The sequence below is a fragment of the Nocardia gamkensis NBRC 108242 genome (genome assembly GCF_001612985.1).
In the GTDB taxonomy this organism is placed as follows: Bacteria; Actinomycetota; Actinomycetes; order Mycobacteriales; family Mycobacteriaceae; genus Nocardia; species Nocardia gamkensis.
In genome coordinates, this window is record NZ_BDBM01000053.1 from 28,405 (window position 1) to 49,523 (window position 21,119).

Genomic DNA, 21,119 nt, shown 5'->3' on the forward strand with positions numbered 1-21,119 from the left:
GGCGGCCGAGCCGGATCGACCCGGTACGCGCGAGTTCGCTACGGATTCCAGGGGTCGAGTCCACCCTCGGGATCCAGGTGGTCGAGGTTGGCGACGCGTCTGGCCGATCGCATCAAGGCTTCCCGGTTGATGTCGTTCGGATTCTCGTAGTAGGTCCGGGCCGCCTGCTGGTGCAAGGTCGCGACTCGGTGCCCGATCGCCCATCGAGTGTCACGCCCCGCGCCGTCCCACTCGTCCGGCGTGATCGCCGCCCGCAGTGCCCGGTCCGAATGCCAATTCTGCTCGACCCGCTGCACGAATCCGTGATCGATGGCGGCGCCGGGGGCCGGTGCGTTGCTGTGCCGGACGAAACTGTCCGCCGCGATGACCGCCTGAGCGGCGAAGGCGTCGTGCGCCTCGTGGTGCACATGGTTGTCCACCGCCCAGGCCGCCGCGATCGCCTTCTGCAACGGTGCGAAGCTGTACGGATTCTGCGATGCCGTCGATTCCTGGACGGAGTACGCCGTGAACGCGTGGGTCACCCGCTCGTGGGTGGCGCCGGAGGAGAGCAGCACGGCATGGATCCGTGAATCGGGAACCTTGTTGTCCCGAAGCACTTTCAGGGCACGGGAGACGCCCAGCTGGGTGCGCATGCCGCCCATCGGCGCGGCCGCGTCGACCGCGACAGAGCGCCAGTTCGTGCGGGCCAGCTGGTGCTCGATGTATCCCTCTTCGCGGCTGGTCAGGATTCTCCTGGTGGAGCGTTCGATCCTCCTTCGTGTGCTCGACAGCGGGTTCAACGGATTGACCCGTCCTCCGGCGAGCCATGCCGTCACCGGCGAGGAGTTGACGGCATTGAGCGTGGTGAGGGTGCTCACCAAACCCATTCCGGGCGCGGACTTTCCAGCGCCGCCACCACCCATGCCGAGGGCGGTGGCGCTGCCGCCGCTCGCGGACTTGCCCTGACCCTGGATCGCGAGGCCGAACCGGTTGGCGATCCAGTCGTTGCCGCGGCTGAGGCCGCTGCTGAGGCGTTTGAGCTGGAACACGGCGACGATCTCGACGGTGCCCGCGATGATGATCACCGCCATGACCTGGCCGCGGGCCTGCGCGAACAGGTTGCCCATGAACAGGATGTAGACCCCGAGAAAGATGGTGTACGCCGTCATGCGCGCCGCAGCGACGAAGCTGTCCACGATATTGCGAACCAGGAAGGTCTGCGTCGGTCCGTACACGAATCCGCCTGCGGCGAAACCGAATATCGACATGAACCCGTGATAGATCGTGTCCAGCGCGGCCTTGATCACCTTGAGTCCGAGGTACATCGCGAAGACCAGCAGGATGCCGCCGCAGGTCAGCAGCATGAGCCCGGTGGCGACCTGCCCCATGGAGGGGTTCTCGGCCTTCGCGTGCGCGGCGGCGTCGCCGCACGACTTCAAGCCGCTGATCACCCGGGCGTCGTCGCCTGCCGCCACACCGGCCGACCACGCCGACCGGCAGGCGGGCCGCTGGTCGACCGTATGGCCGAAATTCCACACCTGCAACGGCTGCCGGGCGAAATTGTCGGCGAGATCGCTCTGCATCGTCGCCACCAGCTGGGTCGGATTCGGATCGGCGTCGCCGTTCAAGCCCGCCGCCACCGAGATGCCGAGGTCGCGGCCCTGCGCCAGCAACCCGTGCGAGGACAGCACGTCCGCCAAGGGCTCGGCCAGGAACAACGGACCCAGCAGCGCCACGCCCACCATCGTCACCACCTGCATGGTGGCCTTCGCGTGGTAGCCGCGCGCGATGAACCACCCGACGCAGACCGCGCCGATGCTCGCCGCGGTGACCAGCATGATCGGGGTCGCGATCTGTGCCGTCATGGCGTCGGCCACGCCGTGCAGGGCCGCGCTGAACATATCCAGCCACCGGAAGCTCAGCGCGTAGCCGATCAGCCAGATCGCCGTCGTCACGATGGCTATGTAACCGATGAACTCGAAACCCAGTACGGCCCACAGGATGGTGGCGCGCGGCTTGAACAGGCTTTCGTCGCCGGTGGCGAACCGGTAGTCCGACAGCGCGATACCCGACGAGTCGTGGATGTTCATCCAGCTGAGGCCGTCGATCTGAGAGGTTCCGGCCGTGCCGCCCGCCGCGTCCTGGGCGGCGGCCAGCGCGCCGACGAAGCCGGGGAAGACGAAGAGCGCGAAGATGATCAGGGCGATCCAGACGGCCCGGCGCCGCCAAGGACCTGTTTCGAGACGCGGCCACCGGTTCGGCCCCCCGCCGCGCAGTGCGCGCACCGCCGTGCGGAACGTGCCCGGGACCGGAATCGGATGCCGCCTCGATGACCTACGGCGGACAGCGCGTGATCGCACCGCTGGGGGGCAGATGTGCACGGAAGAGTCCTTCGTCCCGTCTGTGGGGCGCAGCCGACTGCGAGAAGTGGAACGGATTGCGCGCTGAGGCCGATGACAATGCGCGGCCCCGTCTCACGCCTGTATTACAGACAGGTACGGAAACATCCGCTTGAACGTCCAATGACAACCAGGCGGCTCGGGAGTGTACGTACGTACCTCGGCCGTATGCCTAGGGGTCCGATCAAAAAGACTGTGGTGCAGTAATTTTCAGTATCGGCCACGGTCGCCGGATACATGCCGCGTCATCGATGTGCTCGGCCGCCTACGCCGCGCCGAGGCCCCGGAGACGACACGCGGGCTCTCGACCGGCGGAACGCCGATTTGTCGGATACCGGGTGAACAATGCCGCTATGGCATACGACGAAGAGCTGGCCGAGCGAATCCGGGAACTGATCGTGCCCGGCCCCGAACTCACCGAGCGGAAGATGTTCGGCGGACTCGCCTTCTTGATCGGTGGCAATATGGCGGTCGCCGCCAGCGGGCAGGGCGGTCTGCTGGTGCGGGTGGATCCCGAGGAGGGCGAGCGGCTGCTGGGTGACGCCGTGCAGCCCATGGTCATGGGCGGTCGCGAGATGGTCGGCTGGTTGCGGGTCACCACCACCGACGACGACAAAGTCCTGCGGGAATGGGTCGAGCGCGGCGTCGCCTACGCCCGGACCCTCCCGCCGAAGAAGAAATAGAACCGGCCCGGTTCAGGGCCGGACCTGCCGCCGGAACAGCACACGGTCGAACTCGCGGCCGTACTCGTCGACCGCGACCACATCCATCTCGCTGGCGAACACGCCGGGCCGGACGTCGACGCGCAGGAACGAGTAATTCCGGAAGCGGACCCGTGACCATGGCGCGGCTTCGTCCTGCTTGCCGCCGCCCGGCGTCCAGACGTAGCTGTTCGGCACCCCGGTGTCGGGCAATTCGTTGCCGCGGAAGGTCTCTCGTGAGCCCGGCTGGAATTCGTAGCGCGGGCGTCCGCCGCCGCCCACGGTATAGTAGACGGTCCCGTCGGTCTCCGGGTAGACGATCGAGTTGTCGCCCGCGACCTTCGTCGCCTGGCCACCGCGGATCGGATCGGTGCGCTCGTAGACGTGGTTGTGGCCTTGCAACACCAGATCCACCTGGAATCGGTCGAACAGTCCTACCCACGCGTCCCGCACGCCGCCGTCGCTGGCGTGCGATTCGGTGGTCGAGTACGCGCAGTGGTGGAAGAAGCAGACGATGAAGTCGATGTCGGGGTCGGCGCGGTAGGCGGCCAGGGTGCGCTCCACCCAGCTCGTCTGCGCGCCACCGGAGTAGCCGCTGTTCGCGCGGATCTCGTAGGTGACGTCGTTGGCGTCCAGCGAGAGCACCGCGACGTTGCCGTAGGTGAACGCGTACGCCGACGGGCAGCCCGCCGGACCGTTGCCGGGGAAGTCCAGGCGCGCCAGGTGCCCGCCGTAGCCGTGCTCGCCGTAGGTGCCTTCCATGTCGTGATTGCCCGTGGCGAACATCCACGGCGTCTGGGCGGCGCTGGACTCGATGGCGTTGAAGTAGACGTCCCAGACGTAGGGGTTGTACTTGTCGAACCCGCTCGCCGGTCGTGCTCCGTGCGCGGCGAACTGTCCCGGCTTGCCCGCGCCGGAAGGATCGGCGTAGGCGATGTCGCCTGCGAGGATGTGGAAATCGGGCCGCGCGGCGGCGATCTGGCGCAACACGTTGCTCGCGTGCGGCGCGGCCGGATCGTTGTCGGCCTTGTAGTACTTGTCGTCGTAGTCGCCGGGAGCGACGCCTTCGGGCAGCGCAGGGGTCTCGTCGGTGCCCTGGTCGCCCATCATGGTGAAACGGAACGGAAGGACCGCGGGGCGTGCGCTGGGCATCGCGGGCGCGGCGCTGCGGATGTCGCCGACGAATCCGTCGGAGGTCCGCCAGCGGTAGAAGTGCGGCACCCGGCCGGGCAGGCCATCCACCGGGGCGTGCACGTAGAACTGTTCGGCCGCGAGCACGCCGCCGTCGTCGGTGGGCAGTTGGGTGAGCAGGTTGCGCACTTCGGCTTCCACCGTGGCGCCCAACGCGGGCGTCGGTCCGTGATCGAGGTACACCGTGGCGCCCGCCGGACGCCGGGACAGCTGCGCCGCGAAACGCAACTGGCCGGCCGCCTCCGGGCCGAAAGCGACGCGTCGTCCACCCACCGCCAGCTGGGCGTCCTCGGCGTAGGCGCGCCCGCCGAACGGCGCCGTGCCGATCGTGGCCACGGCCGCGGCCGCCGCGGCGCCGCGCAGGATATTGCGCCGCGACACCGGGTGACGGCGCAGGTAGGCGCGGTGCCATTCGTGCTGCTCGGCCATGGTCATATGAGCGGCGAGATGGCCGGGGATTCCGGTGTCGGGAACGTCGCCTGCTGGATTCAGCGGTGTGGACGGCATACCGCAGATGCTGTACCGGCCGGGCGCGCGGAGCAACTCGACGCCGCACCGCAGGCGGGAATACCTCGCAAACGACCGGCTTCGGAAGGTTGCGCTATGGGGTAAATGTCGTGAATGCGCAAATATGCGGTGCCGGAAAGCATTTCACGGGCGTAACTGCGCAGGCGGTGCTTTCGTGGGCATCGTGTGGACGCGTCTACTCGGTCTGGTCCGGCGGGTGCGGCGAGCGATCCCGGTCGGTGGTGAGATCGGGGGAGAACGGGGAGACGAGCGAATCGCTCCACGCGAAGCTCTGCGCGCCCGGTCGCGCGCGCCCGGCGGCAGCTGCCGATGGTTCGTTGTTCCCGGTCAGCCTCAGGACGGTCCGCTCGAGGGCGGGCAGTATCTCGACGATGTCGAGATCATCGTTCGCGAAGCGGCCGATCAGCGCGTAGGTCATATGGGTCAGCACGAGCGCGATGTCCGCTGTGTACTCGGGCTCGGCGTCGGCGAAAAGGGCTGCGATGGCGGGCAGCACGGCGTCGAAGCCTTGGGCGTCCAGTCGTCGGCCGCCGGGGCCGAATCGTGCGCGATAGTAGGCTTCGAGCATCCGGGGATTTCGTTCCCAGGGTTCGAACACATACCGCAACAACCGGATCAGGCCATCGCGAAGCGTCTCGCCTTCGATCTGCGGCGCCGGGGTGGCGTAGGTATTGGTCGCCATCCATCGCTCGACCGCGGCGAGCATCAGATCGTCACGGGTGGAGTAGCGCTTGTAGACCGTGGCGAGGGAGACGTGCGCGTTCCGCGCGACCGCCCGCAACTGGACCGCGTCATAGCCGTCCGACTCGAGCATCGACAACACGGCGTCGATGATCTTCGCCGCCGAATCCTCTTCGTCTGTCCGGGCCACGTACGTACGGTAATCCAGTGATCTTGTCGTGGATACTCGCCACCACAGGGGCGGCGCTCGGCAGGATTCCGATTCTCCGGGGTCGTTGCCGAACGAGGTTCCGGTGTGACACCCCCGTGACTAGGCTGCCAGAGATGACGCTCTTTCTCCGCGTCGCCGTGGTGCCGGTGGTGCTCGCCGCCGCCCTGGTGAGTGCGGCACCTGCCGACGCGACGCCCGGTAGCGACATCACCGCCGTCACCCTCGGTGAGGCCCGGATCCCCGCCGGGCTCCTACCGTTCGTCGCGGGCACCGATCTGGTCGTCCGCGAGATCACGATCGGCCCCGGGGGCTCCACCGGCTGGCATTACCACGTCGGCCCGGTCTTCGGCTTCGTCCGATCGGGGACGCTCACCCACCCCGGTCCCGAATGTGACGCACCGGTCTATCGCACCGGCGAGTTCATCTACGAGCCCGCGGGCGAATGGAATGTCCACGTCGGTCTGAACCGTGGCAGCGAACCGCTGGTCCTCGACGTCGTCTACGCCCCACCGACAGGCGACCCGCTGTTCATCGACGCACCCGCCCCGCCCTGCGCGTAACGCTCTCGTCTCTGGTCGAAGGTGCCGACAGTCCGGCCGTAGCGGTCTCGGCGGCTCTTGGATAAGCGGCTGTCTCGGGTCGAACGGTCGTGTGCACGACGATGCGCCTGTGTCCGAGTTCGTGAGTCTCGGCGCGTGCGGGATCGCTAGAACATGATCCGGCCGCGCTGGTCTTCGGTCGGCGTGTGCGAACTCGGATGACGCGGACCGTGTAGCAAGCTGTGCGGTGATCGTCCGCGGCGGGCGATCTGCGGTGCGTCGACTTCCGGATGGAGACCCAGACATGTCGATGATTCCTGCTGAATTGAAGTACACCGATGCGCACATGTGGGCGCGGCCGGAGCGTGACGGCACGCTGGCGGTCGGACTCACCGACCATGCGCAACAGAACTTGGGCACGATCCTGTTCGTCACCACGCCCGGCGTCGGCACGTTCGTCGGGACCGGCGAGGCCGTCGGCGCCGTGGAGGCGGTCTCGGCCATCGCCGAGATGTACAGCCCGGCGCGCGGCGTAGTCGTCCAGGTCAACCCGGCGATCGCCGACGACCCCGAGCAGGTGAACAACGACCCGTACGCGGCCTGGCTGTTCAAGATCAGGCGGGCGGAAGGCGCCTCGGATGACGAGCTGCTCGACGCCGACGCTTACCGCCGGTTGCTCGAGGATCTCGGCGCGTAACCGGGGAACGCCGCCCCGTCCGCAGGCGAGGGGTCAGTGGTCCGGGTCGCGGTCCGGCACTGTTTCGCGACGTGCACTCCGCCCGCGCCAACTGCGGTAGCCGCGATGTGCGGCGAAAGCTCCGATGATCGCGGTGACGCACCATACCGCGATCGCGGTATAGGCCAGAGGGGCCGAGAGGTCACCGATCGATGCGCCGAGTGCGGTGTAGACGAAGGCCCGTGGCGCCGATCCGATCAACGAGCCGACGGCCATCTGCCACAACGGAATTCCGAAAGCGCCGAAGACATATGACGCCAGGGCGTCGGAGATACCCGGGACGAAGCGCTGACCGACGACGGCCCACATTCCGCGTCGTTCGATCCGGGCGTCGATGCGCTGGGCGCGCTCGGCGCCGAGCAAGCCGCGCGCGCTCTCGCGGCCGGCCCGCCGCCCGAGGAAGCTCGTGATGGTCGCCGTGCCCACCGCCGAACCCAGTGTCACGAACGTCCCGACCAGCGGCCCGAACAGCAGACCACTCCCGGCTGCCAGCAGCGGCCCGGGAACGAAGACGGCGCCGAGCACAGCCGACACCACCAGATAGGCGAACGGCGCCGCAGCCCCCGTCGCCGCGACCATGCCGCGCACCCCCTCGACGTCGATAACCCGCGCGACGGCGACGAGATAGAACATCACCGCCAGGCCCGCGGCGAACAGCGCGAGCCGTGCGATGTGCAGCCGCCGGCTGCCGGGAGAGAGCTGATCGCCGCCGGTCATGGTGCGCCCAATCCTGCCGCACGCGCGACCACACCTCGACTCGTGGTTGCCGAGAAGACTCTCCACCATGTGCCGCTGGACACGAATCAGGGTGGGTCGCGGGGGAGGAGGGTGCCCAAGGGGCCGAGGTCGATGTTGAGGTCTTCGGGGGTCAGGCCGAAGTGGTCGCGGAGTTCGTCCATGCGTTGTTCGAGCAGCATGAGGGTGGTACCGATGCGTTCGATCTGGGTGTCGGTGAGGTCGCCCGCGTCGACTCGGCGGAGTGCTTGGCGCTCCATGAGTTGGCGGAGGAGTTCCACCAGGGTGAGGACGAGGCTGACCAGTCCGCGTTCGACGGATTCGGGTTCGGTGTCGATGCGCGGGGGGATGCCGCCGAATTCAGTCATCGGGCGGTTCCAGCGCGCCGTGCGTCGCGGGCCCGAGTGACGTGGACAGGGTGCTGATCGAGGAGATGAGGGCGCGCAGCGAGATCTGGACAAGATCGACGTCCGCGATGGCGAGCCTGATGTCGCCGGTGATCACCACGCCGCCTGCCAGCACCCGATCCAGCAGATCGACCAGCGCGACGCGGCGCTCGTCGACATCGCGGCCCGCCCGGCTCATGCCGGCTCTCGTTCCACGCCCGCGAACGAATACGGCGGCCAGGGGCCGGTGAGTTCGAGCCGGATGCCGGGGAATTCGTCGCCGAGTGCGGCGACGGTTGCGGCGAAGTCGTCGGTGTGATCGTCGTCCACGAGATATGTCCCGTTGAGCACCATCCAATCCCGGCGGCCACTCAGTGTCGGATCGGTCAGTGCCTGCCGTCGGCCCGCCGCGGCATGGCGAACCAAGCGTGTGTGGATTTCCTCGGCCCGCTGCGCCGCGTCGCGTTCCACGGTTTCCTGTGCGGACAGCTGCGCGCGGCGCCGGGCCAGATACGCGGCGCCCGCGCCCTTCCCGCTGCCTTCGCCCGCACGGGCCTCGGCCACGGCGGCGGTCAGGGCGGCCCGGTCACCATAGGCCTTCACGCCCCACTCGGTGCGTCCGCTCACCAGCGCGAGCGCGGCGGCGAAGTCCGCTCGCCGCTCGTCGAGCAGGTCGCGCACCCGGTCCTCGTCGAGGAAGACGGTGGCCAGCCGGAGCGGGACGGTCGGACCGCGGCGCACCGAGGCCGACACGACGGCGTCATGTGCCCGGGCCGTCCCCTCCAGCCAATCGAGATCCTCCAGCTGACCGCGCAGCGGCTCCTCCCCGAACACCTCCAGCGGCACGGAGCCGACGAGGGCCGCCAGATCGTCGGAGACCACCATGCGCACCGGCTCACCCGCGACGCCGGTCAGCTCGCCGAAGTCCTCCGAGCCGCCCCGGCTGGACGTCACCGCGTACAACCAGACTCCGAGACCCTCGGTCACGACCGCTCTTCCCTCGGCTCGCGGCGGCGATCGATCGGTTGACGTTGTTCGCCGGCGGCCTCCAGTTCGGCGATCCGGTCGCGGAGCTCACGGTTCTCGAGTTCGAGATCGTGATCCTGCCGTTCCAAAGTGTGGGCCTTGCTGTTGAGCCAGGGGTCGGTCTCCCACCAGTCGATGCCGACCGACTTGGCCGTCTCCAAGGACGCGATCACCAAGCGCAGCTTGATCGTGAGCAGTTCGATGTCGAGCAGGTTCACCTGGATGTCGCCCGCGATCACCAAGCCCTTGTCGAGCACCCGCTCGAGAATATCGGCGAGGTTCGTCGAATGCCCCCCGCCGCCGAAGGGCTGCGGTGCGGACGAACCGCCGCCGACCACCGTCATCGCCGATCCCTTCCGATATCGGTGCTGCCACGGGCATAGCGCCTCGTTCTGCGGTAGGCCACCAGGTTCCCGTCGAGATCGATCTCGACCTCGTAGAGCGCGAGGATGTCCGCCGACGAGGGGATGCGGCGGTCCTCGAGCACTTCGATCTCCACCTGCCAACCGTCCTCGGCCGGTTCCAGCGAGGTGACGCCCTGCACCTGTTTCGAGGTCAGTTCCACGAAGAGTTCCACCGCCACCGCGACGGCCTGCGCCGTGGTGAGGGGAGGTGGTTCGTCGGAAGCCGAGTGCACGTCCTCGGAGTCTTCGGAAGTGGTCTTGCGTGCCACGCGAGTCACTCCTTCCGGTCGATCGCGATCACGCTTGCCGACCGGTCATGCGATCCAGGACCGCCTGCTGCGCTTGTTTCCTCTCCTCTTCGGACAGCTGACCGGCTGCGGCGGCCGCGTCGATCTCCTCGAGTTCCCGCCGCATCAGGGCGGGATCGTGCATTTTCTGGTCCACCTGGTCCTGGATCAATTCCCCCAACCAGATCACTCCGCGCACCGGGGCGACAGGCAACGACAAGATCGACGTGACCACACCGAACAACATGTCTTACTCCTCGGGTGCGCGCTTGGTCACGAAGTCGTAGGCGGCCATCGGACCGAGGAAGTTCAGTTCCACGCGGCCGTCCCACTCCTCGCCGAGTCTGCGCAGCGTTTCCTCCAGTTCCTTTTGCCGGGCCAGCTCGACCAGCACCGCGATGTGGACGGCCTCTTCCTCATGGGACGGGTCGCGCTGGTTGACCAGCGGCTCGAACTGCTCGATTTCGGAGACCACCCTGCGGGTGTCCTCGGCGCGCTTGGCCTCGATGGCCTGATTGATCAGCTCGCCCAGCGCGATCCGGGCGTTGCGCGTGGCGTCTTCGGGTTTGTCGCGGATCTCGTCGCGCAGCTGGGCGGCCCGGGCATTCTCGTCGAGCAGTTCCCGCAGGATGGTGTTCTCCACGTACCGCCCTCGGATCACGAACTGCGCACGGCCCTCGAGTTGCTCCAGCGCGGAACGGAATTCGTTCTCGTTCGCCTCGAGCAATTCGTTCTCCACCGCCTCCGCGTCGGTCATGACCGCGCCGAACCGCAGCGGAAGGACCGGGGCGACCGCGGCGGACCCGTCCAGCAACTCGGCGTGGGCGGTGAGGTCGTCGGGTGTGCCCAGCGGTCGATCGGATTCGAGTGTGCTGATCAGCGCGGCGATCTCGCCGTGCCGCACCACCCCGACCTTGCCCGGAGGATCACCGACACCGACGGCGTTCGACTCGGGTTCCACATCGGCGGGCACGATCCCGTAGACGTACACGGCGGCTCGAGCGGTAGTCATCAATCCTCCTTGCGTCGGGGCCTGTTCGCCGTCTGGCGCTTCTCCTGCACGTCGCCGAGAAAGTCCATGACCTTCTCGCCCGCCGCCTCGAGCGCGCCGCTCGTCTTGTGCTTCGCCAAGCCCTGGGTGCCCTCGCCGACGAGGTCGGTCAGCCCCTTCGGTTGGGTGGAGATCTCCAGCCGGTTGACGGCCTCGGCGAAACGCAGATATGTGTCGACACTGGCCACCACGACGCGGGCGTCGATGGTCACCAGTTCGATGCCGACCAGCGACACGCGTGCGAACGCGTCGATGACCAGGCCTTTGTCGAGAATCGTGTCGATCACGTCGGCCAGGCTGGAGGAATTCGGGCGCGCCATTGTGCCCGCTCCACCTCCGCCGCCGCCTCCTGCGGGTTCGATGGTCATGCGTTTGCTCCTCGCTTCTCGCGCGACCGGCGGGTCACCGTGGTGCGACGGCGGGCGGCCGGTCGACGGCGGGGCGACTCGGATTCGCCCTCCTCGTCTTCGTCGCGCTCGTCGGCGTCTCGCTCGTCGGTCTCGTCTGTTTCTTCTTCGTCCGGCTCCTCCTGCGCGGAACTCTCCTCGTCCGCGTGGTCTTCCTCGGTGTTCTCCTCTTCTTGTCGTGCGGTCTCGTCGTCCTTGACGACCTTGCTTTCGTGGATCTCGCCGTGCCAGCCGACGATGTCGTCGGAGTGCAGCACGGACTCGGTCATGACGTGGCGCTGGAAGTGCTTGAGTTCCAGGCGGCACCTGCGGCCGGCCGCGCGCCACATGTTGGCGGTCTTCTCGAAGACTCCCTTGGGGTGGTACTCCAGCACTACGAGGATGCGGGTATAGCCCGGCGTGAGCTCGTGGAAGGTGACCGCGCCGTCGATGTAGCCTTTGTGGCCTTTGGACCGCCAGACGATCCGCTCGAAGGGCACCTGCTCGAGAATCGTGGATTCCCAGGTGCGCCGGGACCAGAACACTTTGCCGGTCCAGCTGAGCTTCTCGTCGGCCGTCTGCTCGACTTGCTCGAGCTTCTTGGTGAACTTCGGGAAGTCCGCGAACTGGGTCCACTGGTCGTAGGCGAGGTCGATCGGGACGCCGACGTCGATGTGCTCGACGATATTGGTCAGCTTGATCTTCTTGCCGCCGCCCTTGCCCTTGCCGCCGGTCAGGGACTCCTTCGCCGTCTCGAACCCTTCGCGCAGCGTGTGGCCGAGCTTGCTCTTGCCCATGCTCATGGCCGCCTGGAACGGCGAGGCGCCTCCGGCGAGCTTCTCCACGCCGGTCAGCGCCGACAGGAGGTTTCCTCCGCCGCCTTCGGCGTAATCGGTCAACCTGCCCGCCGTCTTCGACACCTGGTTCGTGAGCCCGGACGCCGCACGCTGGGCCAGGGTTCCGGCAAGGTTCTGCATCGATTCCTGTAGGAGACCGGTCGGCGAGGTCTGTGGGGCCTTCTTCTCGGCGCTCGAACCCGCTCCGGTCGCGGCTTTGGTAGCCCGGCCCGCCGTGTCGGCCAGTTTGCCGACCCCGGCCGTCGCGTCGCGCAGAGTTTTCGCCATCGAACTCACCTCCTCGTGCGTCGCACGGGCGCTTCACCGGCATCGGCGCGACTGCGGCGCGCCCGGGTCCCGGTCGGTTTGCGATCCCCGGAGTCGGACGAACGGTCCGCGGCCCGAGAGCCGGCTCCCCGCCGGGCGCCGGCGGCCGACCTGCGAGTACGCGTCCGCGCGGCGGGCCGCTCGGTGTCCTCGTCCTCGTCCTCGGGCTGGTCGGAGTCCTCTTCGTCTTCCTCGTACTCGTCCTCGGGACCTTCGTCCTCGGATGCTTGCTCGTCGTCCTCGGCCGGTTCCTCGTCGTACTCGGACGATTCCTCGTCGTAGTCGTCCTCGTCGGCATCCGTCTCCCGCGAGCCGCGCCGATCCCCGCTCGCCAGGAGCGTCGAACCTTGCTGCAACCGGTCGTTCAGTGCATCGATGCGGTTGCTGGCGGCGGTCACCGCGGCGGTCCGCGCGGCGCCGAGCAACTCGCCGCGAACGGTGTCGGTGATCTTGGCCAACTCCGGCGACGATTTGAGCAACGAGGTCCCACGCTCGAGCAGGTCTCCCGGCGTTCCCCCGGATCGCCGGGCCATCGCGGCGCCCGCGAGCGACAACGCGAAGCGCATCTTGCGCGTGCGGCCCAGGAAGTACCCGATGCCCACCCCTAACGCGATTCTTCCTCCACCTTTCATTTCTCACTCCTAGCTCGCCTCGACTGCCACCGCTCCGGCGAAGCCGGGGCGCCGAGACTTGACGTCCCCCAGAAGTGGGGTAGACCACATTGCGGCGGCCAAACCTCAGCGTATGCCTGGTTACCTACTGGGTCGATGGGTTCTGCCTGCGAAAAGCGGAGAAGTACCGGGCTGCGGAAGCTCTTTCAGCGATCGTCTGGCGGAGAGTGCCCGACGCTCCCGAAAAAATTTCCGGAGAAATCGGCGAACTATGTCGAAGGCGGCTGAGCGGTTCCGACCAGAAGGTGACAGCAGGTCACACCACAGCACAGGAGCACATCATGTCCGTCAACACCTTCTTCTGGTTCGACAACGCCGCCGAGGAAGCCGCCGCCTTCTACGCCTCGGTGATCCCGAACTCGCGGGTCGTCGACATCTCCCGCAACTCCGATGGGTCGGCCTTCATCGTCTCGCTGAACCTGGATGGTCAAGCGGTCACGCTGATGAACGGCGGCCCGGGCCACCCATTGACCGATGCCGCGTCGCTGCAGGTGATCGTGGACACCCAGGACGAGATCGACCGCCTGTGGGAAACCCTCACCGCCGACGGCGGCGAGCCCGGCCCGTGCGGTTGGCTCCAGGACCGCTACGGCCTGTCCTGGCAGGTGGCGCCCTCGGCGCTGCCGAAGCTGATGGGCGGCGACGATCCCGCCAAGACCATCGCCGTCGGCACCGCCCTGCGGTCGATGTCCAAGCTCGACGTGAAGGCGCTGCAGGACGTCTACGACAACGCCTGACCCCTCACGGACAACCGGGCGAATGACGCCGCCACGCCCGGCAATGCGGACGACCCCGCCCGGACGCCATTGTCCGGGCGGGGTCGTCTCGTGCGCGGCGTATCTAGCGCCAGCGTTCGGGGGTCACGGGCGCGTCCCACGCCCGGGCGTAACGGCGCTTGTCGGGAGCGTCGTATTCCTTGCTGCGGTAGATCACATACGGCCGCATCAAGTAGCCGACGGGCGCGCTGAACATGTGCACCAGCCGGGTGTAGGGCCACAGCCCGATCAGCGCGAGCACGACCAAACCGTGCAGCTGGAAGGTCCACGGCGTGTCCACCATGAGCTCGGGCTCAGGGGCGAGGGTGAACAGGCTGCGGAACCAGGGCGAGACGGTCTCGCGGTAGTTGTAGGTGCCCCACAGCAGATTGCTGCCCCACGTGTTGAGCAGGCCGGTGATCAGCGCGGCGGCCAGCAGCGCGTACATCAGCTTGTCGTTGCCGGTCGTCGCCTTGCGGACGGCGGGCACCGTGAAACGCCGGTAGAGCAGGATGCCAACGCCGGCGAGCACGGCGAGACCGGCCACCGACCCGGCGCCGACCGCGATCACGTGGTACATGTGCTCGGAGACCCCGATCGCGTCGGTCCACGATTCCGGGATCAGCACGCCGAGCACGTGACCGCCGAACACCCCGAGCATGCCGAAGTGGAACAGCGGGCTGCCCAGGCGCAGCAGGCGGCTCTCGTACATCTGTGAAGAGCGAGTGGTCCAGCCGAACTGGTCGTTGCGGTAGCGCCACAGGTGGCCGAGCACGAACGAGGTGAACGCGATGTACGGCAGGATCAGCCACAGGGCGATCGGCAGGTTCGGCGTTGCGTTCATCGTCGGCCTTCCGATCCGTCGAACAGGGAGGGGTCCATCGCGAAGGGTTCCAATCCGACTTCCTCTTCGGGCGGCCCCTGGGCGGCGAGTTCGGCGATGCGCCTGCGGTCGGCGGTGGTCGGCGGCGGCAGCGTGGCCCCGATCGCCGCGAGCACTCCGGCATAGGGGGAGCCGTTGTCCGACAGCGAAAGCCGCAGCAGCTCCAGCACCGGAACGTGCTCGCCGAGCAGCCGTTCGCCGCCGATCGGATCGACGGTGGCGGCGAACTCCAGCAGCACGGGCAGGTGGTCGGGCAGCTCTTCGTCACCGAGTTCGACACCGGCGTGCCGGTAGGCGTGCTTGAACCGCAGCAGCGCCATCCCGCGCTTGCGGGTGTCGCCGTAGGCGTAGAAGGTCAGGTGCAGGCTGGCGCGGCGGCGCATGTCGAAGGTCGCGACGTAGTCCGCGGCGAGTTCCAGCGGGGGAGTCGTCCGCAGATAGTCGAGGCATTCGTCCAGGTGGGCGCGCATTTCGTCCGGTAGGGCGGCCGCGGCCGTCGCCAACTGGTCGACCATGGCCAGCGTCTGCTCGCCCGGATAGTCCAGTAGCAGCGCGGCGATCCGCCAGACCAGCTGACGGTCGCGCTGGGCCAGTTCGACCGCCGGTTCCGGGCGGCGCCGCAGTTTCAGCAGGCTCATCGCCCCGCTCCGGTCGGAGTCGAGGCCGGATCACCGGCGGCGGCGTTGCTCGCGCCGCCGTCGGCGTTCCCGTTGCCGGAGCCGGAGCCGTTGCCGGAGCCGTTGGTGTGGCCGTTCGCGTGCCCATTGCCGTTGGCAGCGTCGTTGCTCGGCAGCAAACCGTCGGTGCTCTTCCCGTCCCAGTTCAGCAGATTGATCCGGGACGACTTCTCCTGCGGCGCGGCGCCGTTGGAGTCGGTGAGGTGGAACTTCTCCACCATCTGGTCGAACGCCGTCATGCCCGGTCCGCCGTCGGTGTCCAGGCTGCATCCGGCGGCGAGCGAATCCAATTCGTGCGCGCGGGCTCCCGCGCCGGTCGGGATGACGTAGCGATGCTCGTACTTGGCGATGGCCAGCAGCCGGTACATCGCCTCGATCTCTTCCGGCTCCAGCCGCACCGAGGGCGCGATCGAGGGATCGGGCTCCTCCCCGAGGTTCACCGACCGCATGAACGAACGCATCGCCGCCAGGCGCTGCAACGACGCGCGCACCGGGCCCACGTCACCCGCGGTGAACAGCTCGGCCAGGTACTCCACCGGAATGCGCAGCGCGTCGATGGCGCCGAACAGGTTCGACGCGTTCTCGCCGTCGTGCCCGGTCTCGGTGAGCACGTCCACCACCGGCGACAGCGGCGGCACGTACCAGACCATCGGCATGGTGCGGTACTCCGGATGCAGCGGCAGCGCGATCTGGTAGTCCACGATCAGCTTGTAGACCGGCGAATCCTGGGCGGCCTGAATCCATTCCGGCGAGATCCCGGCGCGCTCGGCCTCGGCGATCACGCGCGGATCATGGGGATTGAGGAACACACCGAGCTGGGACGGGTAGAGATCGGCGTCCTCGGTGACCGACGCGGCCTCCAGCACGGCGTCGGCGTCGTAGAGCATCACGCCGATGTAGCGCAATCGCCCGACGCAGGTCTCCGAGCACACCGTCGGGATGCCGACCTCAACGCGCGGGTAGCAGAAGGTGCACTTCTCCGCCTTGCCCGTCTTGTGGTTGAAGTAGATCTTCTTGTACGGGCAGCCGGACACGCACTGCCGCCAGCCGCGGCACTTGTCCTGGTCCACCAGCACGATGCCGTCCTCGGCGCGCTTGTAGATCGCGCCGGAGGGGCACGACGCCGCGCACGACGGATTGAGGCAGTGCTCGCAGATCCGCGGCAGGTAGAACATGAAGGTCTCTTCGAACTCCAGTTTCACCTGGTCGGACAGCTTCGCCAGCAGCGGGTCCTTACCGACCTGCTCGGGACCCGAGCCGAGGTCGTCGTCCCAGTTGGCGCCCCAGGTGACCTTCGTGTCCTCGCCGGTGATCAGCGATTTGGGCCTCGCCACCGGCGTCGTGTCGATCGGCGGCGACGACAGCAGGTTGTCGTAGTCGTAGCTCCACGGCTCGTAGTAGTCCTCGACCGTGGGCAGATCCGGGTTGGCGAAGATGTTCAGCAGCCGCTTCAGCCGGGAGCCGGACTTCAGGGTGAGCTTGCCGCGCTTGTTCAGCGTCCAGCCGCCCTTCCACTTCTCCTGATCCTGGTACTGCCGCGGATAGCCCTGTCCGGGCCGGGTCTCCACGTTGTTGAACCAGACGTACTCGGTGCCGCCGCGATTGGTCCAGGCCTGCTTGCAGGTGACCGAGCAGGTGTGGCAGCCGATGCACTTGTCCAGGTTCATCACCATGGCCAGCTGTGCCATGACTCGCATGTCAGTACCGCTTTCCTGCGTCGGTAGGTGCGTGGGGGGTCCGCGTGCCGCCGTCACCCATGTCGGTACCGCCTTCTTGCGTCGGTAGGTGCGTGTGGGCCCACATGCCGCCGTCACCCATGTCAGTACTCCACTTCCTGCGACCGTTTGCGGATCGTCGTGACCTCGTCGCGCTGATTTCCGGTGGGGCCGTGGTAGTTCAGCGCGAAGGACTGCTGCGCGTAGCCGCCGATGAGATGGGAGGGCTTGATCATGATGCGGGTGAGTGCGTTGTGGATACCGCCGCGCTTGCCCCGGCCCTTGGTGTCCTCGCCGATGCCCTCGATGCGCGGCACGTCCACCGCGCGGTCCTGGGCGTGGTACATGAACACGGTGCCCTCGGGCATCCGGTGGCTGACGATGGCGCGGGCCACCACGATGCCGTTGCGGTTGATCGCCTCGATCCAGTCGTTGTCGGCCACACCGATCTTCGCCGCGTCGCGATCGGACATCCAGATCGTCTGGCCGCCGCGCGAGAGCGTCAGCATGTGCAGGTTGTCCTGGTAGGCCGAGTGGATCGACCACTTCGAGTGCGGGGTCAGGTAGCGCACGGTGACGCCCTTGTCGCCCACGTCGCCGATCGAGGGCTCGTGGAAAAGAGCGGTCATGTCCAGCGGCGGGCGGAAGATCGGCAGCTGCTCGCCGAGCTCGATCATCCAGTCGTGATCGAGGTAGAAGTGCTGGCGCCCACTGAGCGTGTGCCAGGGCTTGAGTCGCTCGGTGTTGATGGTGAACGGCGAGTAGCGGCGGCCGCCGGTCTCGCTGCCCGACCACTCCGGCGAGGTGATCACCGGGACCGGGCGGGCCTGGGTGTCGGCGAAGGTGATCCGCTTGCCCTCGTGCTCCGCGGCCAGGTCGGCCAGCTTGGTGCCGGTGCGGCGTTCCAGCGCGTGGAAACCCTCGACGGCCAGACGGCCGTTCGTGGTGCCCGACAACGCGAGGATCGCCTCGGCCGCGTGGGTGTCCTTGGCCAGCGATGGGCGGCCCTGCGCCACACCGGACACGACCGTGCCGTTCATCCCGGCGAGGTACTCGACCTCCTGGTCGGGATAGGTGGTGACGCCCTTGGTGGTGACGCCCAGCGTGTCGATCAGCGGCCCGAGCGCGGCCATCTTCTCCGCCAGCTTCGGGTAGTCGCGTTCGACCACGACCAGTTTCGGCATGGTCTTGCCCGGAATCGGTTCGCACTCACCGGCTTTCCAGTCCAGCACGCGACCGCCCGCCTGGGCCGTCGCGTCCGGCGAGTCGTGCTGCAACGGCACCGCGACGATGTCCTTGCGCTTGCCGAGATGCTTCTCGGCCATCCAGGAGAACCCGCGGGCGATCCGGTGGAAGGCGTCGAAGTCGGTCTTGGCCTCCCATGGCGGCGAGATGGCCGGGGAGAAGGCGTGCACGAACGGGTGCATGTCGGTGGAGGACAGGTCGTGCTTCTCGTACCAGGTGGCGGCGGGCAGCACGATGTCGGAGAACAGCGTGGTGCTGGTCATCCGGAAGTCCAGCGACAGCAGCAGATCCAGCTTGCCGGTGGCCGCGGTCTCCCGCCAGGTCAGTTCCTGCGGCCGCACGCCGGTGGCATCGGTGGTCTGCAGATTGGAGTCGGCGCCGAGCAGATGACGCTGGAAGTACTCGTTGCCCTTGCCCGAGGAGCCGAGCAGGTTCGCCCGCCACACGGTCAGGCACCGCGGGAAGTTCTCCGGCGCGTCCGGGTCCTCGCAGGCGAACCGCAGGTCGCCGGACTTCAGCCCGTCCACCACGTGCTCGGGAGCGGTCTTGCCCGCGGCCTCGGCCTCGTCCACCAGGTCGAGCGGGTTGCGGTCGAAGGTCGGATAGCTGGGCATCCAGCCCAGCCGGGTGGCGAGGGCGATGTTGTCGGCGGCGGTGCGGCCGGCGAACTTGCCCGTGCCCAGGGGGGAGGCGAACGGCTCGGCGGTGAACGGGTCGTAGCGCCACTGGTCGTTGGTCAGATACCAGAACACCGTGCCCTGCATCTGCCGTGGCGGGCGCTGCCAGTCCAGGCCGAAGGCCAGGGTGGACCAGCCGGTCACCGGGCGGCACTTCTCCTGCCCGACGTAATGCGCCCAGCCGCCGCCGTTCACGCCCTGGCAGCCGGTCAGCAGGGTCAGGGTGAAGAACGCGCGGTAGATCTGGTCGGAGTGGAACCAGTGGTTGGTGCCCGCGCCCATCAGGATCATCGAGCGGCCACCGGAACGCTCGGCGTTGTCGGCGAACTCGCGCGCGATGCGCTGGGCCTGCACGGCGGGCACTCCGGTGATGGCTTCCTGCCAGGCCGGGGTGTAGGGCTCGTCCGCGTCGTCGTAGCCGCTGGGCCATGTGCCGGGCAGACCGTCGCGGCCGACGCCGTATTGCGCGAGCAACAGGTCGAAGACCGTGGTGACGCGCCTGCCCGCGACGGTCGCGGTCGGCACGCCGCGGGTGAGCACGCCGGGAGTGTCGCTGTCGAAGCGGGGAATCTGTACAGCCGCAGCGTCGTCGGTGCGGCCGTACAGACTCAGGAGGGGATCGACGTCCCCGAGATCGAGGTTCCAGCGTCCGGCGCCCTCGTCACCGAAACGATGGCCGAGCGAGCCGTTCGGCACCACCGGCTGCGCCTGCGCGTCCAGCAGCACCGTCTGGAACTGCACACCCTCGCCGGTGCGGCCCAGGTCGGCGGCGGTGAGGAACTTGCCGGGGACGTAGGCCCCGTCACGCTCGTCGAGGGTGATGAGGAACGGCAGGTCGGTGAAGCGCTTGATGTAGTCGAGGAAGCGCGGCGTGGTCTTCTCGACGAAGAACTCCTTCAGCACCACGTGACCCATCGCCATGGCGAGGGCCGCGTCGGTGCCGGGGCGCGCGGGCACCCACTCGTCGGCGAACTTGGTGTTGTCGGCGTAGTCGGGGGAGACCACGACCACCTTCTGGCCCCGGTAGCGGGCCTCGGTCATGTAGTGCGCGTCCGGTGTCCGGGTGACCGGCACGTTCGAGCCCCACATGATGAGGTAACCGGCGTCGAACCAGTCCGCCGACTCGGGCACGTCGGTCTGGTCGCCGAACACCTGCGGCGAGGCCACCGGCAGGTCGGCGTACCAGTCGTAGAACGACAGCATGGAGCCGCCGAGCAGCGAGATGAACCGGGCGCCGACGGCGTGGCTGACCATGGACATGGCCGGAATCGGCGAGAACCCGGCCACCCGGTCCGGGCCGTACTGCTTGATCGTGTAGACGTGTGCGGCGGCGGCGATCTCGGCCGCCTCCCACCACTCGGCGCGCACGAATCCGCCCTTGCCGCGAGCGGCCTTGTAGCTGCGCGCCTTCTCCGGGTCTTCGACGATGTCGGCCCAGGCCAGCACCGGATCCTTGAGCCGGGACTTGGCTTCCCGGTACAGCTCGAGCAACGTGCCGCGCACGTAGGGGTAGCGCACCCGGGCGGGCGAGTAGGTGTACCAGGAGAACGACGCGCCGCGGGGACAGCCGCGCGGCTCGTACTCCGGCTTGTCGGCGCCCACCGACGGGTAGTCGGTCTGCTGCGACTCCCAGGTGATCACACCGTCTTTCACGTAGATCTTCCACGAGCACGAGCCGGTGCAGTTCACGCCGTGCGTGGAGCGCACCACCTTGTCGTGGGACCAGCGATCGCGGTAGAACTCGTCGGCGCTGCGCCCGCCGACCTTGTGCAGCGTCCGCTGATCGGACGACACCTCGCCCCGGTGGAAGTACTTCCCCAGCCGCAAGAGCGCGTCCCCGGCGTCGGTGGCCGGGGCGGAGGGTGCGTGACCCTGGGTGCGGGAATTAACCACGACGTCCCCTTCGAGCTGTAAAAATCGGGCTGATGTTCCGAGCGTAGGGAGACGTCGACGGCTCGCCAAACAACTCTCTCACAGCCCATTCGGGCCTGCGGTGAGTTGTGAGATCGGCGCAACGTGGCGGTCACGGTGGCGCGGTGCCGCCGAGACGCGCCTGACGAGACGACCAGGGCGGATACGTGATGACCTGGTCA

22 protein-coding genes are annotated in these 21,119 nt (G+C 67.9%); 4 read left to right on the forward strand and 18 right to left on the reverse strand.

The features are described from left to right. Positions 1-38: 38 nt before the first annotated feature. Positions 39-2,264, reverse strand: coding sequence for a hypothetical protein (locus tag NG1_RS29300; RefSeq protein ID WP_062976192.1), 2,226 nt, complete (start codon positions 2,262-2,264; stop codon positions 39-41). Between the two features lie 467 nt (positions 2,265-2,731). Between NG1_RS29300 and NG1_RS29305 the strand changes: the two genes are divergently transcribed. Next, a complete protein-coding gene (locus tag NG1_RS29305; RefSeq protein WP_062976194.1) occupies positions 2,732-3,061 on the forward strand; it encodes a TfoX/Sxy family protein in 330 nt (109 codons plus the stop codon). 12 nt (positions 3,062-3,073) lie between these two features. Here NG1_RS29305 and NG1_RS29310 read toward each other — a convergent pair whose 3' ends face one another. Both NG1_RS29310 and NG1_RS29315 read right to left on the reverse strand, forming a co-directional pair. After that, positions 3,074-4,777, reverse strand: a complete 1,704-nt coding sequence (locus tag NG1_RS29310; protein ID WP_062976196.1) for a metallophosphoesterase — start codon at positions 4,775-4,777, stop codon at positions 3,074-3,076. 196 nt (positions 4,778-4,973) lie between these two features. After that, positions 4,974-5,669: a TetR/AcrR family transcriptional regulator gene (locus NG1_RS29315; RefSeq protein WP_063910469.1), complete on the reverse strand. Its 696-nt coding sequence runs from the start codon at positions 5,667-5,669 to the stop codon at positions 4,974-4,976. Positions 5,670-5,803: 134 nt separating this feature from the next. Here NG1_RS29315 and NG1_RS29320 point away from each other — a divergent pair, with 134 nt between their 5' ends. Both NG1_RS29320 and gcvH read left to right on the forward strand, forming a co-directional pair. Continuing rightward, entirely contained in the window at positions 5,804-6,250 is a 447-nt protein-coding gene (locus NG1_RS29320) for a cupin domain-containing protein (RefSeq protein WP_062976198.1), read from the forward strand. A gap of 283 nt (positions 6,251-6,533) precedes the next feature. Further along, positions 6,534-6,926 (forward strand): glycine cleavage system protein GcvH, encoded by a 393-nt coding sequence (gene gcvH, locus NG1_RS29325; protein WP_062976200.1) that lies wholly within the window; start codon positions 6,534-6,536, stop codon positions 6,924-6,926. 33 nt (positions 6,927-6,959) lie between these two features. Here the strand turns inward: gcvH and NG1_RS29330 are convergent, their stop codons facing one another. The 11 genes from NG1_RS29330 to NG1_RS29380 all read right to left on the reverse strand — a co-directional run bounded on the left by NG1_RS29330 (position 6,960) and on the right by NG1_RS29380 (position 13,035). Then, positions 6,960-7,682 (reverse strand): TVP38/TMEM64 family protein, encoded by a 723-nt coding sequence (locus tag NG1_RS29330; RefSeq protein ID WP_062976202.1) that lies wholly within the window; start codon positions 7,680-7,682, stop codon positions 6,960-6,962. An 86-nt stretch (positions 7,683-7,768) separates the two neighbouring features. Further along, positions 7,769-8,068: a gas vesicle protein K gene (locus NG1_RS29335; RefSeq protein ID WP_062976204.1), complete on the reverse strand. Its 300-nt coding sequence runs from the start codon at positions 8,066-8,068 to the stop codon at positions 7,769-7,771. Further along, positions 8,061-8,285, reverse strand: coding sequence for a gas vesicle protein (locus NG1_RS29340; RefSeq protein ID WP_062976206.1), 225 nt, complete (start codon positions 8,283-8,285; stop codon positions 8,061-8,063). Before NG1_RS29340 ends, NG1_RS29335 begins: the two co-directional genes overlap by 8 nt. Then, a complete protein-coding gene (locus NG1_RS29345; RefSeq protein WP_062976208.1) occupies positions 8,282-9,073 on the reverse strand; it encodes a GvpL/GvpF family gas vesicle protein in 792 nt (263 codons plus the stop codon). The genes NG1_RS29340 and NG1_RS29345 overlap by 4 nt, the downstream gene beginning before the upstream one ends. Continuing rightward, the gene (gene gvpJ / locus NG1_RS29350) at positions 9,070-9,456 is read right to left on the reverse strand and encodes a gas vesicle protein GvpJ (protein WP_062976210.1); all 387 of its coding nucleotides are present in this window, start codon (positions 9,454-9,456) and stop codon (positions 9,070-9,072) included. Before gvpJ (NG1_RS29350) ends, NG1_RS29345 begins: the two co-directional genes overlap by 4 nt. Next, entirely contained in the window at positions 9,453-9,785 is a 333-nt protein-coding gene (gvpO, locus tag NG1_RS29355; protein WP_062976212.1) for a gas vesicle protein GvpO, read from the reverse strand. Before gvpO ends, gvpJ (NG1_RS29350) begins: the two co-directional genes overlap by 4 nt. Positions 9,786-9,813: 28 nt before the next feature. After that, entirely contained in the window at positions 9,814-10,050 is a 237-nt protein-coding gene (locus NG1_RS29360) for a gas vesicle protein GvpG (RefSeq protein WP_062976214.1), read from the reverse strand. A gap of 3 nt (positions 10,051-10,053) precedes the next feature. Next, positions 10,054-10,815: a GvpL/GvpF family gas vesicle protein gene (locus NG1_RS29365; protein WP_062976216.1), complete on the reverse strand. Its 762-nt coding sequence runs from the start codon at positions 10,813-10,815 to the stop codon at positions 10,054-10,056. Further along, positions 10,815-11,222 carry a gas vesicle protein GvpJ gene (gene gvpJ / locus NG1_RS29370; protein WP_174315509.1) on the reverse strand — a complete coding sequence of 136 codons (408 nt, stop codon included), beginning with the start codon at positions 11,220-11,222 and terminating at the stop codon, positions 10,815-10,817. The genes NG1_RS29365 and gvpJ (NG1_RS29370) overlap by 1 nt, the downstream gene beginning before the upstream one ends. Continuing rightward, a complete protein-coding gene (locus tag NG1_RS29375) occupies positions 11,219-12,364 on the reverse strand; it encodes an SRPBCC family protein (RefSeq protein ID WP_062976243.1) in 1,146 nt (381 codons plus the stop codon). Before NG1_RS29375 ends, gvpJ (NG1_RS29370) begins: the two co-directional genes overlap by 4 nt. Positions 12,365-12,369: 5 nt before the next feature. After that, complete coding sequence (locus tag NG1_RS29380; RefSeq protein WP_062976218.1) at positions 12,370-13,035, reverse strand: hypothetical protein; 666 nt, start codon at positions 13,033-13,035, stop codon at positions 12,370-12,372. A 320-nt stretch (positions 13,036-13,355) separates the two neighbouring features. Here NG1_RS29380 and NG1_RS29385 point away from each other — a divergent pair, with 320 nt between their 5' ends. Continuing rightward, the gene (locus NG1_RS29385) at positions 13,356-13,811 is read left to right on the forward strand and encodes a VOC family protein (protein ID WP_062976245.1); all 456 of its coding nucleotides are present in this window, start codon (positions 13,356-13,358) and stop codon (positions 13,809-13,811) included. Between the two features lie 103 nt (positions 13,812-13,914). Here the strand turns inward: NG1_RS29385 and narI are convergent, their stop codons facing one another. From narI to NG1_RS29405, 4 genes are all read right to left on the reverse strand, one after another. Further along, positions 13,915-14,673 carry a respiratory nitrate reductase subunit gamma gene (narI, locus tag NG1_RS29390; RefSeq protein WP_062976220.1) on the reverse strand — a complete coding sequence of 253 codons (759 nt, stop codon included), beginning with the start codon at positions 14,671-14,673 and terminating at the stop codon, positions 13,915-13,917. Further along, positions 14,670-15,350 carry a nitrate reductase molybdenum cofactor assembly chaperone gene (gene narJ, locus NG1_RS29395; protein ID WP_062976222.1) on the reverse strand — a complete coding sequence of 227 codons (681 nt, stop codon included), beginning with the start codon at positions 15,348-15,350 and terminating at the stop codon, positions 14,670-14,672. The genes narI and narJ overlap by 4 nt, the downstream gene beginning before the upstream one ends. Beyond that, positions 15,347-17,077 carry a nitrate reductase subunit beta gene (gene narH, locus NG1_RS29400; RefSeq protein WP_245660117.1) on the reverse strand — a complete coding sequence of 577 codons (1,731 nt, stop codon included), beginning with the start codon at positions 17,075-17,077 and terminating at the stop codon, positions 15,347-15,349. The genes narJ and narH overlap by 4 nt, the downstream gene beginning before the upstream one ends. A gap of 131 nt (positions 17,078-17,208) precedes the next feature. Next, on the reverse strand, positions 17,209-20,919 hold the full coding sequence (locus NG1_RS29405) for a nitrate reductase subunit alpha (RefSeq protein WP_062976226.1): 3,711 nt from the start codon (positions 20,917-20,919) through the stop codon (positions 17,209-17,211). Positions 20,920-21,119 lie beyond the last annotated feature (200 nt).